This window comes from Spirillospora sp. NPDC029432 (assembly GCF_040703975.1).
Taxonomy (GTDB): Bacteria; Actinomycetota; Actinomycetes; order Streptosporangiales; family Streptosporangiaceae; genus Spirillospora.
The window spans coordinates 1-13682 of sequence record NZ_JBEZWH010000059.1 but is presented as its reverse complement, the minus strand read 5'-3'; the positions used below and the strand labels follow the sequence as shown (position 1 = coordinate 13682).

Below are 13682 nucleotides of genomic sequence, written 5' to 3'. Positions count from 1 at the left end.
CGCACGGGACTAGCCGGGCTAGTCCCACTGGGTGATCTTTCCTCGGGGGCCTGCCAGCCCGCCCGTCCCACTCCCTCCGGGCTGTGATCCCGCAGCCCGGGCCCGGGCACCCGCCCGGCGCTTCGCACCATGACCGACTCGGGGACCGACTCGGGCGCGAGCGCGGCACCGCTTCGCGCCCGCCCGGTGGACCCGGTGAGACCCGCCTCCCGCACCGCCTCACCGGCCGCGCGACGCGCTCGCGCGATCGGCCGCCCAGCGGCGCAGCCACGGCTCCGCCGCCGCGCCCGCCGCCACCGGGTCCCGCGACAGATCGTGCCGCTCCCCCGGCAGCACCGCGACCTCCGCCGCGTCCGCCGCGTCCGGGATCCCGAACGGGTCCCGCTCCCCGCTCACCACCAGCACCTCGACGCCCGCGCCGCGCAGCTCGTCCACCCGCGACTTCTCCGGCTTTCCCGGCGGATGCAGCGGGAACGCCAGCGCCACCACGCCCGCCGCCCCGGCCGCGGCCGCCGTCCGGCAGGCCACCCGGGCGCCGTTGCTCCGCCCGCCCTGCACCAGCGGCACCGGGCCGAAGCGCTCCCGCAGCGCCGCGACCACCTCCAGCCACGCCGCGTCCTGCTTGGCGGGCGCGCCCGGCGCCCGCCGGCCCGCCGCCCGGAACGGCTGCAGCACCCGCGCGACCGCGCCGCCCAGCCCGAGCGCCACCGCCCGCACGGCCAGCAGGTCGGGCGCGTCCACGCCGCCGTTCGAGCCGTGCGTCAGGACCAGCAGGAACTCCGGGTCCACCGGCTCGTCCAGCGTCACCTCGGCCGGGCCCAGCGCCGTCACGATCTCCACCCGGCCACGCTATCCGGCGGCTCCCCCGGCCCGGCGACCGGCCCACGGCGATCATGTACGGCAGACTGTGGCCATGACAGCGATGACCGACGGCGAGTGGCGCGCGTTCGTCTCCGAGGGCACCCGGACCGGCAAGATCGGCGTGACCCGCGGGGACGGCGCCCCGCACGTGACCCCGATCTGGTTCGTGCTGGACGGCGACGACCTGCTGTTCAACACCGCCGCGTCGGGCCTCAAGGGCCGGGCGCTGCGCCGCGAGCCGCGGGTGTCGATCTGCGTGGACGACCAGGCCCCGCCGTTCTCGTTCGTGATGATCCAGGGCGAGGCGAGCGTCTCCGAGGACCTCGACGAGGTGCGCCGGTGGGCCACCGTCATCGGCACCCGCTACATGGGCGCCGAGCGCGGCGAGGAGTTCGGCGCCCGCAACGGCGTCCCCGGCGAGTACCTGGTCCGGGTGCGGATCACCAAGGTGGTCGCCGAGCGGAACGTGGCCGGCTGACCGGCCGCGGCCGCCGTCAGTCCCCGGCCGGCTCGCCGTCCGGCCAGCCCGGCGGCAGCGCCGAGGCGGGCGCGCCCATCGCCACCCGCAGCCGCTCGGCGAAGCTCTCGTGCAGCAGCGGCCCCCAGGCGTAGTCGCTGGGAACCCGGACCGCCTGGCCCATCACCTCGCGGGACTCGCCGTCCGGGCCGCCGTCGTAGCCCGCGTACCGCACCGCGAGCAGCGCGTACATGTGGTCGAGCGCGCCGAACGCCTCGCCCGCCAGCGCGGGCAGGCTGCCGTCGGACACCGCCTGCTCGACCACCGGCTCCCACCACAGGTCCGCGGGGTCGCCGCCGGGCGCGTCGTCCTCGTCGGCGGCGAAGTCGCGCCGCAGCCGGGCCCGGACCTGGGCGGCGACGCCCGGGTCGGCCAGCCCGCGCCGCCACACCTCGCGCGCCTCGGCGCCCCGGCCGCGCAGCGGCAGCGTGCGCGCCAGCAGCTCGGTCGCCAGCGGACCGACCTCGCCGTCGGCCGCCGCGCCGGCGTCGTTCAGCGCCGCCCCGAACGCGCCGATCGCCTGGTCGAGGTAGGCGATGCCCAGCGCCACGGCCAGCCGGGCGTGGGCGTACGGCGCCTTCTCCCGGTCGATGAGCTTCAGGCCCGCGTTCAGGATCCGCAGCGCTCGGGCCGCCTCGCCGCGCTCCAGCAGCCGCTGGGCGAGGTCGTGCGCGGCGACCGGGCCGTACTCGGCGTCGCCGGTCGCGACCGCCTCCTCCCAGTGGCCGCGGGCGGCCTCGAAGTCGCCGCCGTCGTCGGCCAGCCGGGCCAGCGCCAGCAGCGCCGGCGGCAGGTACGCCGGGGTGCCGAAGTCGACGACGACCCGCCACGCGGGCTCGGCCTCCGCGGGCTCGCCGGCCCGCTCGTGGGTGAGGGCGAGGTGGTACGCGGCGCGCGCGCCGTACTCGGGGTCGCCGGTCGCGATGGCGAGCCGGTCGGCCTCCCGGGCCGCCTCGACGTCGCCGCCGTCGTCGAGGACGACGGCCAGCCCGAGGGCGGCCTGGGCCCGGCAGGGGGTGTCGCCGAGGGCGAGCACCTCCCGGAAGAGCCCGGCGGCCCGGCCGGGGTCGCCCTCCTCGGCCAGCAGCCTGGCCTCCTCGCACAGCCGGGACGGATCGGCCGCCGCGCCGCCCGCCGCACCGGCCTTGTCCGGGGTCTCGCTCATGCTCCGCCTCTGGGGGTCGGGTCGGTGCCCCGAGCCTAAGCCTGTTCGAAGTGACGTCGGCCACCGCACGAGCGCGTCACCCGCCCGGTGAGGCGACGCCGGAGGCGGTCCTCACCGGGCGGGATCGCGAAGCGATGCGGCACTCGCACAGGCACGGTCACGGCGGCGAGCCGCCGTGGGCCGGGACTGCGGGGAACACAGCCTATCGGCGGCCGGCGCGCGCGTCCCGCGCCGACACCCGGAAAGGGGCGGCATGATCATTTCTGTTCGGTCACGCCGCCCCCGCGCGGGCGGATCAGTCCTCGAACGCCTCCGGCGGCGGGCAGGAGCAGACGAGGTTGCGGTCGCCGTGCGCCTGGTCGATCCGGCGCACCGGCGGCCAGTACTTGCCCTCCCGCAGGGCGGGCAGCGGGTAGGCCGCCTCCTCGCGGGTGTACGGGTGCTTCCAGTCCTCGGCGACCAGGCACGCGGCGGTGTGCGGGGCGTGCTTGAGCGGGTTGTCGTCGCGGTCGTACCCGCCGTCGGCGACCCGCTGGATCTCCCGGCGGATCTCGATCATCGCGTCGCAGAACCGGTCCAGCTCGGCCAGGTCCTCGCTCTCGGTCGGCTCGATCATCAGCGTGCCGGCCACCGGGAACGACAGCGTCGGCGCGTGGAAGCCGTAGTCGATCAGCCGCTTGGCGACGTCCTCGGCGGTGATCCCGGTCTCCTTGGTGATCTTCCGCAGGTCGGCGATGCACTCGTGCGCGACCAGGCCGTTGCGGCCGGTGTAGAGGATCGGGTAGTGCGGGCCGAGCCGGGCCGCCAGGTAGTTGGCGCCGATGATCGCGCCCTCGGTGGCGGCGCGCAGCCCGTCCGGGCCCATCATCGCGATGTACGCCCAGGAGATCGGCAGGATCCCGGCCGAGCCCCACGGCGCCGCCGAGATCGGCCCGACGCCGGTCTCCCCCGGACCGGCCTCCTCGCGCAGCGGGTGGCTGGGCAGGAACGGCGCCAGGTGCTCGCGCACGCCGATCGGGCCCACGCCGGGGCCGCCGCCGCCGTGCGGGATGCAGAACGTCTTGTGCAGGTTGAGGTGCGAGACGTCGGAGCCGAACTCGCCGGGCCGGGCCAGGCCGACCAGCGCGTTGAGGTTGGCGCCGTCCACGTACACCTGGCCGCCCGCCGCGTGCACGGACGCGCACACGTCCACGATCGTCTCCTCGAAGACGCCGTGCGTGGACGGGTACGTCACCATGATCGCCGACAGTGCGCCGCCGTGCTTCTCGATCTTGGCGTGCAGGTCGTCCAGGTCGATGTTGCCGCCGTCGTCGCACTTGACCACGACGACCTTCATCCCGGCCATCACGGCGCTGGCGGCGTTGGTCCCGTGCGCCGACGACGGGATCAGGCAGATGTTCCGGTGCCCCTCGCCGCGCGACTCGTGGTAGCCGCGGATGGCCAGCAGCCCGGCCAGCTCGCCCTGCGAGCCGGCGTTGGGCTGCACCGACACCTTCGCGTACCCGGTGATCTCGGCCAGCCGGTCCTCCAGCTCGCCGATCAGCTCCAGGTAGCCGGCGGCCTGCTCGACCGGCGCGAACGGGTGCACGTTCGCGAACTCCGGCCAGGTGATCGGCTCCATCTCGGCGGTGGCGTTCAGCTTCATCGTGCAGGACCCGAGCGGGATCATCGACCGGTCCAGCGCGATGTCCTTGTCCTGCAGCCGGCGCAGGTAGCGCAGCATCGCGGTCTCGCTGCGGTGCGCGTGGAAGACCGGGTGGGTCAGGTACGGGCTCTCGCGCCGCAGCGCGTCCGGGAAGCCCTGGGGGAGCTCGCCGGCCTCGGCGGGGGCGGCGCCGAACGACTCCAGGACGGCCGCGACGTGCTCGGGCAGCGTGGTCTCGTCGCAGGCGATCGCGACATGGTCGGCGTCGACCGGGCGCAGGTTGATCCCGCGCTCCCGGGCGGCCCGCACGATCCCGTCCGCGCGGCCGGGCACCCGGGCCAGCACGGTGTCGAAGAACGACCCGTGCACGACCTCGATCCCGGCGCCGCGCAGCCCGGCGGCGATCTCGGCGGCCCGGCGGTGCGCGCGCTGGGCGATCGCGGCCAGCCCCTCGGGGCCGTGGTAGACGGCGTACATGGCGGCCATCACCGCCAGCAGGACCTGGGCGGTGCAGATGTTGCTGGTGGCCTTCTCGCGGCGGATGTGCTGCTCGCGGGTCTGCAGCGCCAGCCGGTACGCGGCGGCGCCGTCGGCGTCGACCGAGACGCCCACGAGCCGGCCGGGCAGCTGCCGCTGGAGGCCCTCGCGGACCGCGATGTAGCCGGCGTGCGGGCCGCCGAAGCCGTACGGGACGCCGAACCGCTGCGCCGAGCCCACCACGATGTCGGCGCCGGACTCGCCGGGCGGCCGCAGCAGGGTGAGGGCCAGCAGGTCGGCCGCGACGACCACCTGGGCGCCGCGCTCGTGCGCCTGGGCGCTGACGGGCGCCAGGTCGCGCACCGCGCCGGAGGCACCGGGGTACTGGAGCAGGACGCCGAAGAAGTCGCCCTCGGGCAGCCCGCCGGACAGGTCGGCGGTCACGACCTCGATGCCCAGCGGCACCGCGCGGGTCCTGATCACCTCGATGGTCTGCGGCAGCGCGTCGGCGTCCACCAGGAAGGTGCCCGGGTCCTTCCGCTTGGACGCCCGGTGCGCCAGCGTCATCGCCTCGGCGGCGGCCGTGCCCTCGTCCAGCATCGAGGCGTTCGCGACCGGCAGCCCCGTCAGGTCGCTCACCACGGTCTGGAAGTTCAGCAGCGCCTCGAGCCGGCCCTGGGAGATCTCCGGCTGGTACGGGGTGTACGCGGTGTACCAGCCCGGGTTCTCCAGCACGTTGCGCATGATCACCCCCGGCGTGATCGTGCCGTGGTAGCCCAACCCGATCATCGAGGTCAGCACGGTGTTGCGGGACGCCAGCTCGCGCAGCCGGTCCAGCGCGGCGGTCTCGCTCAGCGCGGGCGGCAGGTCCAGCGGCCGGGCGGTGCGGATCGCGGCCGGGACCGCGTCGTCGAGCAGGGCCTCGGCGCCGGAGTAGCCGATGGCCGCCAGCATCCGGGCATGGTCGTCGGGCGCCGGGCCGATGTGCCGGTCGGCGAACGCGGACCGGGGATGCTGCGGCGACGCCACGGGGGCGAAGTACTGGGCGGTCATCTGGGGAGCCTCCTGGGCTGCTGAGGTCGCTCAGGGCCACCGGCGGCCCGTGCGGGGCCGACGGCCGGTCTCCCCCTCTGTCATCGGCACCTGAGAGATTCGCCCGCGGTACGGGGTTTCCCCTTCGGTGAGGCCCGCACCCCTCATCGAGGGAGCCCGCGCCTGCTTTCCAGAGGTGCCTCGCCCGAGCGGTCCTTTTGCCTGAGAGGTTCCGGGGAGGGTTGCCCCTTCGGCGCCCCGCGCTGGTTTGCGCGGGAACTCTCCCGCCCAGGGTCGACGGCGTTCCTTCTGGAACTGTATCCAATCCACCGCGGAAACGATCGCCGCGGGGCCGCCGGAGGAGCGCGCACGCCGATCACCCGCGCGCCGACCAGTGATCGCGCGGGCGTGCCCGGCCAGTACGATACCCAAAGCCCGCGGGAATACCGGGGGGCATGGGGGCCGACGGGGGCCGGAAGGGTACAGATGTCCGTGAACGTGCGATTCTCCGTGAACGTGCGATCGGACCGGCCGGGCGCCGCACCCGGTGACGCGCCGGCGGCCCAGGGACGCTGATCGAAGTGACGGATCCGGACGGTGGCGAGGGCGTGACGCAGACTCGCGACGAGCGGGTGCGGCCCAGCACGGCCGCGGTGACCACCGTGCCCGTCGACGAGCCCGACCGGCCCGACCGGATCCGGCGCCCCTCCGACGCGATCCGGTTCGCCGCCTCGGTCGCCGGGCTCGCGGCGGTGATGCTGCTCGTCTCGTTCGCCCAGCAGACCACGCACGGGCTGCAGAACGACGTGTTCGAGGTCACCGCGCACGCCCCGCACTTCCTGCTGACGCTGGCCACGCTGGTCTCCAGCTTCGGGGTGCTGGCCGTCCCGGTCGCGTTCGCCGTCGAGCGGCTGTTCCGCAAGGACGGGACGCGCGTGGCGATCGCGCTGCTGGCCGCCGTGATCGCGTTCGTGATCACCGTGCTGCTGGACGACCTGCGGGTGGCCACCGCGCCCGGCGGGGTGCTGGACTCGCTGATCTGGGGCGGCACCGACACCGCCCCGGTGCACACCGACATCGCGCCGGTGATCGCGTTCGTCAGCGCGGTCGGGATGGCCGGCCGGACCCGCTGGCAGGCCGCCACCTGGACGATGATCGGGCTGGTCGCGCTGACCGGCCTCGCCGCCGCGTACGCGTCGGTGTCGGCGCTGGCGGCCACCTACTTCCTAGGACGCGCGATCGGCCACGGCACGCTCTACGCGGTCGGCACGCCCAACCCGCGGCCGCCCGGGCCGGCCGTGATGGCCGCGCTGGAACGGCTAGGGCTGCGGCCCGTGCGGGCCCGGCAGCTGCCCGGCGAGGCCGACGAGGTCCGCCGGTACGGCGTCGAGATCGCCCGCTCCCCCGGCGCCGTCCCCACCGACGGCACCGGGACGGCGCTGCCGGACGGCGGCTGGCAGCTGGAGGTCGGGGTCCTGGACCGCGACCTGCAGACCGCCGGGCTGCTGTACCGGGTGTGGCGGCTGGTCCGGCTGCGCGAGGCCTCGCCCCGCCGCCCCGTCCGCTCGCTGCGCCGCTCGCTGGAGCAGGAGTCGCTGATGGCGTACGCCGTGGACGCGGCGGGCGTGCGCACGCCCCGGCTGGTGGGAACGTGCGAGGTGGGCACCGAGGCCGCGCTGATGGCCTACGAGCACGTCCCCGGGACCCGGCTGGACGACCTGCCCGACGAGGAGCTCACCGACGGGCTCCTCGCCGCCGTCTGGGAGCAGCTGAAGCGGCTCCAGTCGGGCCGGCTGGCGCACCGCAGGCTGGAGGGCAAGGCGATCCTGGTCTCGTCCGGGGGGCGGCCGTACCTGACCGGGCTGAACTCGGGCGAGATCGCGGTCGGCGACCTGGCGCTGCGCCTGGACCTGGCCCAGCTGCTCACCACGCTGGCGCTGCGGGTCGGCCCCGAGCGCGCGGTCCGCACCGCCGCCGAGGTCCTCGGCGAGCAGGCGCTGGCGAGCGCGGTGCCGCTGCTGCAGCGGGTCGCGCTCTCCCGCGACACCCGGGCGATGCTGCGCCACGACCGCGACCTGCTCACCCGCATCCGGGAGCAGATCGTCGGGCTGGAGCCGGAGAGCGAGGCGCCGCCGCCGGTGCGGCTGGAGCGGTTCCGGCCCCGGACGATCTTCAGCATCGTCGCGCTGTCCGTGGCCGCCTACATCGTCGTCCCGCAGCTGAGCAGCGTCGACCCGATCCAGCTGGTGGCCGGGGCCGAGTGGTGGTGGGTCGGGCTCGCGCTGGCGGCGGCCGCGCTCACGTACCTGGCCGCCGCGTTCATGCTGATGGGCTTCGTCCCGGAACGGCTGCCGCTGGGCCGCACCGTGCTCGTGCAGGTCGCCGCCTCGTTCGTGAAGCTGGTGGCGCCCGCGGCGGTCAGCGGGGTCGCGCTCAACACCCGCTACCTGCAGCGCTCGGGCGTGCGGCCGGGGCCCGCGGTGGCGAGCGTGGGCGCGTCGCAGCTGATGGGCATGGTCATGCACATCCTGCTGCTGATCGTCTTCGGGTTCGTCACCGGGTCGACCGGCAACGCCACCCGCGACCTGGCGCCGTCGCGGACCGTGGTGATCGTGCTGCTGGCGCTGGCGGTGCTGGCCGGGGTCGCGCTGACGATCCCGCGGGTCCGCCGGATCGTCACCGGCCGGCTCAAGAGCATGTTCTCCGGGGTCGTCCCGCGGCTGGTGGACGTGCTGCAGTCGCCCCGCAAGATCCTCACCGGGCTGGGCGGGACGCTGCTGCTCACCGTGGGCTTCGTGGTCTGCCTGGACGCCTCGATCCGGGCGTTCGGCGGCTCGCTGCCGTGGACGGCGGTCGTGGTCGTCTTCCTGACCGCGAACGCGGTCGGCTCGGCCGCGCCCACCCCCGGCGGACTGGGCGCCGTCGAGACGGCCCTGACGGTGGCGCTGACGATCTCCGGCCTGACCGCCGAGACCGCGACCTCGGCGGTGCTGCTGTTCCGGCTGCTGACGCTGTGGCTGCCGGTGCTGCCGGGCTGGGGGGCGTTCGCCTACCTCCAGCGCAAGGAGGCGATCTAGCGCCTAGGCGCGCTCTCCGCGCTCCGGGCCTTCCGGGCCGGGGGGCGGGTCAGCCCGTCCTGCGGGCGCGGCGCCGGTGCGCGAGCTCGTCGTGCGGGTGCTCACCGGCCTCGTCCTCGTCGTCGGTGGCCGCGCGTTCAGCGGGGAGCTCGGCGAGGCTCCCCTCCACCTCCTGCCAGACACGGCCCAGCGCGATGCCGAAGACACCCTGGCCGCCCTGCAGCAGATCCACGACCTCGTCGGCCGAGGTGCACTCGTACACGCTCACGCCGTCGCTCATCAGCGTGATCTGCGCGAGGTCCCGGACGCCGCGGTCGCGCAGGTGGCTGACCGCGGTGCGGATCTGCTGGAGGGAGACACCGGTGTCGAGTAGGCGCTTGACGACCTTGAGGACGAGGATGTCGCGGAAGCTGTAGAGGCGCTGGCTGCCCGAGCCGTGCGCGGCGCGGACGCTGGGCTCCACCAGGCCGGTGCGGGCCCAGTAGTCCAGCTGGCGGTAGGTGATCCCCGCGGCGGCGCAGGCCGTGGGCCCGCGGTAGCCGACGTTCTCGGGCGGTGCGGACACCTCGGTGTCGAAGAGCAGGCCCTGCTCCCCGGCACGCCGAGACGCCACCTGCCTCTCGGGGGTCGCCTTGCCCTCGCCGCTGCTCACCGCCACGCGGACCTCCGGCTTCTATCAGCCCGCGGGGCTTCGTCAAGGGGGTTTGACGAATTACACCACGGGTGTTCCACCAGCACGGTAGGTGCCGGTCAGGGTGTGGTCAACGTTCACCGTCGGCGCGTCGCATGCCCGGATGAACCGGCTTCACGTGGGCAAACTGCGCACCGGGCGCCCACTTGGACTCCTTTCCCCCGGGGACGCGCCGGAAACGGCCGCGCCGCGGGTGCCGTGAAGCCGCCCGCGGACCTGCGCCGACCCGTGCGGCGATCGGCCGGAGCCCGCCCGCCGCCGGCTCAGCCGGCCCGGCCGAAGTCCTCGGGCGAGATCGTGTCGAGGAACTCGCGGAACTTCTCGACCTCGTCCTCCTGCTCGTCGGGGATCGCGACCCCGGCCTCCTCCAGCACGTCCTCGCTGGCGAAGATGGTGGCGCCGGTGCGCAGCGCCAGCGCGATCGAGTCCGACGGCCGGGCGCTCACCTCCACGCCGTTGGAGAACACCAGATCGGCGAAGAAGATCCCCTCGCGCAGCGCGGTGATGTTGACCGTGCGCAGCTGCACCCCGAGGGCGTCCAGCACGTCGCGGAACAGATCGTGGGTGAGCGGGCGGGCCGGCAGCACCCCCTGCTGGGCGAAGGCGATCGCGGTGGCCTCCACCGCCCCGATCCAGATCGGGAGATAGCGGTCGCCCTCCGTCTCCTTCAACAGGACGATCGGCTGATTGGAGGGCATCTCGACCCGTACGCCGACGACCTCCATCTGCTTCACTGCGGCTCCCTGCTGCTGGTCCTCGCTCGTCTGGTCACCCGTGCCCGGATCGATCCCCGACCGAACCCTCTAGCCAAACTACACCCAGGCTCGGACGCCGCGTCGAGGCGGGAGCGCGCCGATTTCTCCGCCGGCGGCCCGGCGGGGCGCCGGATCAGGGGCCGAGGCTGTCGCGCAGACCTGCGGAGACGAGGGTCGCGTGCAGCCGGATCGCCAGCGCCGCGATCTCCCGCGCCGTCTCGGCGGCCCGCTCGTGGGCGCCGGGGTCGCGGCGGCGCAGCTGCGGCGCCACCACCTGGTCGATCAGCCCGACCTGGCGCTCGGCCGCGGCCTTGACGGCGCGCAGGTGCCGGACCTCGAAACCGAACGCGCCCAGGGCGGCGGCGGTGCGCGCCACCGTCAGGTCCTCGCCGGTGTAGTAGCCGCTGGTACGGCGCACCAGGCCGTACTCCTCCAGGCGGGTGAGCATCTCCTCGTCGATCCCGGCGCCGTCGATCAGCTGGCGCCGGGTGAGCCGCACCGCGGCCGTCTCGCCGGCGGTGCCGTCGGCCGCGACGAGCGTGCGGGGCCGCCGCGCGGCCGGCTCGGCGCGCGGGACCGGCACCGGGGCCGGGACGGGGGCCGCGGCGGACGCCGGGGCCGGCTCGCCGCGGTCGCGCGCCTCCAGCTGCTGCCTGATCACCCGCAGCGGCAGGTAGTGGTCGCGCTGCGAGGTCAGGATGAAGCGCAGCCGCTCGACGTCGGCGTCGCAGAACTTGCGGTAGCCCGCGGGGCTGCGCTGGGGCTCGATCAGCCCCTCCGCCTCCAGGAAACGGATCTTGGAGATGGTGATGTCGGGGAAGTCGGGGCGCAGCAGCCCCAGCACGTCCCCGATCGTCATGGGGGCCGGTGCCGCCTGTGCGCTCATGGCCCCTCCCCTCGCCGCGCTCCCGCGGTGCTCCCCGTCTGCCGCACGCTCGCGCCCTCCGGACGGATCCGGTCAGCCGTGCTGCGGGTTGGTCAGGAACACCAGCCGGAACTTGCCGATCTGGACCTCGTCCCCGCCCGACAGCCCGGCCTGGTCGATCCGCTGCCGGTTGACGTAGGTGCCGTTCAGGCTGCCGACGTCCCGGACGGAGAACACGCCGCCCTCGCGGGCGAACTCGGCGTGGTGCCGGGAGACGGTGATGTCGTCGAGGAAGATGTGGCTCTCGGGGTGGCGGCCCGCCGAGGTGCGGTCGCGGTCGAGCAGGAAGCGGCTGCCGGCGTTCGGCCCGCGCTTGACCACCAGCAGGGCGGTGCCCGGCGGCAGCGCCTCCACGGCCACCTGGTCGGCGCCGACCGGCTCCTCACCGCCTTGGTCGACGTCCAGCGCCTCGATCCCGCCGATGGAGATGGTGGAGGTCGACTCGCCGGGAGACTCCCTGTACGGCGTGGGCGCGGGGGCGCTCCGCGTCAGCGGAGTGCCGCAGTTCGAGCAGAAGCGGGCATCATCCGGGTTGGCGTGACCGCACTGCGTGCAGTAGACGCTCGGCATCGATCGGCTCGGCCTCCTACCATCGGCGCGGCGCCCGCGCCCTCCGCTGCTGCGGAGACCGCCTGCGCCACGCGCATCCTGTACCAACCCACGCCGGGGACCCGTCCCCCGACCACGGTCCAACTCGCCGCCCACCAACACGACGGTTGCCGCAACTTACGCGGGTAGTGCCCGAGGGGTCAACCGGAACGGTGAGCCGGCTGCCCCTCAAGCTACCTCCGTCAATGATCGCAGGTCTACGGCGCCGCGCGGACCACGGCCGATCACCGGGCCCGGCCCCGGCCGGGCGCCGGGCCCCCGACCTGCGGGATCATGATCTCGTCCGGCCGGAGCGGCTCCGTTCAGCCGGGCCGGGTCGCCCGGATCTCGACCTTCGGCCGGGCCGAGACGCCGACCCTGGCCCCGGCCCCCTCCAGGGTCTTGATCACACCCCCCGGTATGTCGAGGGCGGTGGTCATGGTGTGCGCGTCGCCGATGACCAGGAACCGGTACGGGGCGCGCAGGAACCGGCCGTCCGCCACCACGCCGCCCGCGGCGTCCACGAAGTACGTGCCCGTCCCGGCGCGGACGTCGTTGACCTGGACGACCTCGGCGCCCGCGTCCCGCAGCTCCTGGAGGGCGTCGAGCAGGTGCACGGCCCGGACCCGGCCGGCCGGGTCCTCGACGGTGAGCTCGATGCCCGGCCCCTCGGCCGGGAGCGTGCCCGCCAGCAGCCCGTACGCGGTGGCCCGCTCGCGGGCGTCCTCCAGCGCCGTCGTGCCCTGCCCGTCGCGTTCCAGCCTCGCCCTGGTGTCCTCCAGCTCGCGCAGGTCGCCGCGCAGCCGCTCGGAGCGCTGCGACAGGTCCGACAGGACGCCGACCAGCTCGTCCTCGCGGGCGGCGGCGAAGGTGGTGTCCCGCCTGGTGGTCTCGACCTGCGCCACCACCGCGAAGCCGAGCAGCAGGCACAGCAGGCCGCCCGCGAGCTGGCCGCGGCTCAGCCGGGGCCGCAGCAGTTCCCGCAGCCCCGCCCGGTCCTCCCGGTCCTCCTGGCTCGCCTGGTCCCCGCTCACGCGCCGAACAGCTTCCTGCGGATGGCGGCGGCGTTGGAGAAGATGCGGATGCCCAGGACGACCACGACGCCGGTGGACAGCTGGGAGCCCACCCCGAGCTGGTCGCCGACGAAGACGATCAGCGCGGCGATGACGGCGTTGCCGACGAACGACACGACGAACACCTTGTCGTCGAAGACCCCCTCGAGCCGGGCCCGGACGCCGCCGAACATCGCGTCCAGCGCGGCGACGATCGCGATCGGCAGGTACGGCTGGAGCCACAGCGGCACGTCGGGCTCGAGCAGCAGGCCGAGCCCGATGCCGGCCAGCAGCCCCAGCAGGGCGATCACGGCCGCTCCCCCTCTCGCGCGTACCTGGGCCGCAGCGCGCCGCCCCCGGGCAGCTCGGCGCGGTCCGGGGCGCGGACGCCGTACCGGATCCCGTAGCGGTCGTGCAGGAGCCGCGCGCGGCGGCCCGCCTCCGAGCCCTCGAACGCCGCGCGCAGGCGGGCCCGCGCGTCCCGGCCGGCGGCCAGGGCGGTGATCTCGTACGGGGCGCTCAGCGGCCGGTAGTCCACCAGGATCGCCTCTCCGGCGGTGCGGATCGCCGTGGTCGGGGTGAGCCGCCGCCCGTTGACGCCGATGGCGGTGGCACCGGCCGCCCAGAGCCCGTTGACCAGGATCTGGAGGTCCTGATCATAGACCCGGCCCTCGTCCGGGCGCGGCTCGCGGGCGTCTTCGCGCGGCGCGTCGTCCAAGGTCAGGACCAGGGCGGGGCCGGACACCCCCGTGGCGGCCGCCGCGTCGGCGGCGGCGGCCAGGCCCTGCCGCGCCCGCTCTCCGTGCCCCCCGGAGGGCGGGCCCCCACCCCCCGGGGGATGCCGCCGCGGCCGCTCAGCCGCGTTCGCGGAGGTATTCGAGCTGGGACTCGACGGAC

12 protein-coding genes and 1 riboswitch are annotated in these 13682 nt (G+C 75.0%); of the genes, 2 read left to right on the top strand and 10 right to left on the bottom strand.

Annotation, left to right across the window (positions count from 1 at the left end):
* Window positions 1–219: 219 nt before the first annotated feature.
* Window positions 220–840, bottom strand: coding sequence for an alpha/beta family hydrolase (locus AB0881_RS32375; RefSeq protein WP_366623095.1), 621 nt, complete (start codon window positions 838–840; stop codon window positions 220–222).
* Window positions 841–913: 73 nt separating this feature from the next.
* Between AB0881_RS32375 and AB0881_RS32370 the strand changes: the two genes are divergently transcribed.
* Window positions 914–1339 carry a PPOX class F420-dependent oxidoreductase gene (locus AB0881_RS32370; protein ID WP_366623093.1) on the top strand — a complete coding sequence of 142 codons (426 nt, stop codon included), beginning with the start codon at window positions 914–916 and terminating at the stop codon, window positions 1337–1339.
* Window positions 1340–1355: 16 nt separating this feature from the next.
* Here the strand turns inward: AB0881_RS32370 and AB0881_RS32365 are convergent, their stop codons facing one another.
* Together AB0881_RS32365 and gcvP are read right to left on the bottom strand one after the other, a co-directional pair.
* Complete coding sequence (locus tag AB0881_RS32365; protein ID WP_366623091.1) at window positions 1356–2543, bottom strand: tetratricopeptide repeat protein; 1188 nt, start codon at window positions 2541–2543, stop codon at window positions 1356–1358.
* A 295-nt stretch (window positions 2544–2838) separates the two neighbouring features.
* Entirely contained in the window at window positions 2839–5718 is a 2880-nt protein-coding gene (gcvP, locus tag AB0881_RS32360; protein ID WP_366623089.1) for an aminomethyl-transferring glycine dehydrogenase, read from the bottom strand.
* A 179-nt stretch (window positions 5719–5897) separates the two neighbouring features.
* Window positions 5898–5994, bottom strand: a riboswitch (glycine riboswitch).
* A gap of 311 nt (window positions 5995–6305) precedes the next feature.
* On the opposite strand from gcvP, the gene AB0881_RS32355 reads away from it, so the two are divergent.
* A complete protein-coding gene (locus tag AB0881_RS32355) occupies window positions 6306–8774 on the top strand; it encodes a flippase-like domain-containing protein (protein ID WP_366623087.1) in 2469 nt (822 codons plus the stop codon).
* A gap of 49 nt (window positions 8775–8823) precedes the next feature.
* Here the strand turns inward: AB0881_RS32355 and AB0881_RS32350 are convergent, their stop codons facing one another.
* From AB0881_RS32350 to AB0881_RS32320, 7 genes are all read right to left on the bottom strand, one after another.
* Complete coding sequence (locus tag AB0881_RS32350) at window positions 8824–9432, bottom strand: MerR family transcriptional regulator (protein ID WP_366623085.1); 609 nt, start codon at window positions 9430–9432, stop codon at window positions 8824–8826.
* Window positions 9433–9728: 296 nt separating this feature from the next.
* The gene (locus tag AB0881_RS32345; RefSeq protein WP_121436088.1) at window positions 9729–10199 is read right to left on the bottom strand and encodes a bifunctional nuclease family protein; all 471 of its coding nucleotides are present in this window, start codon (window positions 10197–10199) and stop codon (window positions 9729–9731) included.
* A gap of 154 nt (window positions 10200–10353) precedes the next feature.
* On the bottom strand, window positions 10354–11106 hold the full coding sequence (locus AB0881_RS32340; RefSeq protein WP_366623083.1) for a MerR family transcriptional regulator: 753 nt from the start codon (window positions 11104–11106) through the stop codon (window positions 10354–10356).
* Window positions 11107–11178: 72 nt separating this feature from the next.
* A complete protein-coding gene (locus AB0881_RS32335; protein ID WP_366623081.1) occupies window positions 11179–11715 on the bottom strand; it encodes an FHA domain-containing protein in 537 nt (178 codons plus the stop codon).
* Between the two features lie 341 nt (window positions 11716–12056).
* The gene (locus tag AB0881_RS32330) at window positions 12057–12767 is read right to left on the bottom strand and encodes a DUF881 domain-containing protein (RefSeq protein ID WP_366623080.1); all 711 of its coding nucleotides are present in this window, start codon (window positions 12765–12767) and stop codon (window positions 12057–12059) included.
* Window positions 12764–13096 (bottom strand): small basic family protein, encoded by a 333-nt coding sequence (locus AB0881_RS32325; protein WP_366623078.1) that lies wholly within the window; start codon window positions 13094–13096, stop codon window positions 12764–12766. The genes AB0881_RS32330 and AB0881_RS32325 overlap by 4 nt, the downstream gene beginning before the upstream one ends.
* Window positions 13093–13682, bottom strand: a 590-nt coding sequence (locus tag AB0881_RS32320; RefSeq protein ID WP_366623076.1) for a DUF881 domain-containing protein, incomplete at its 5' end; no start/stop codon positions are given. The genes AB0881_RS32325 and AB0881_RS32320, both read right to left, overlap by 4 nt.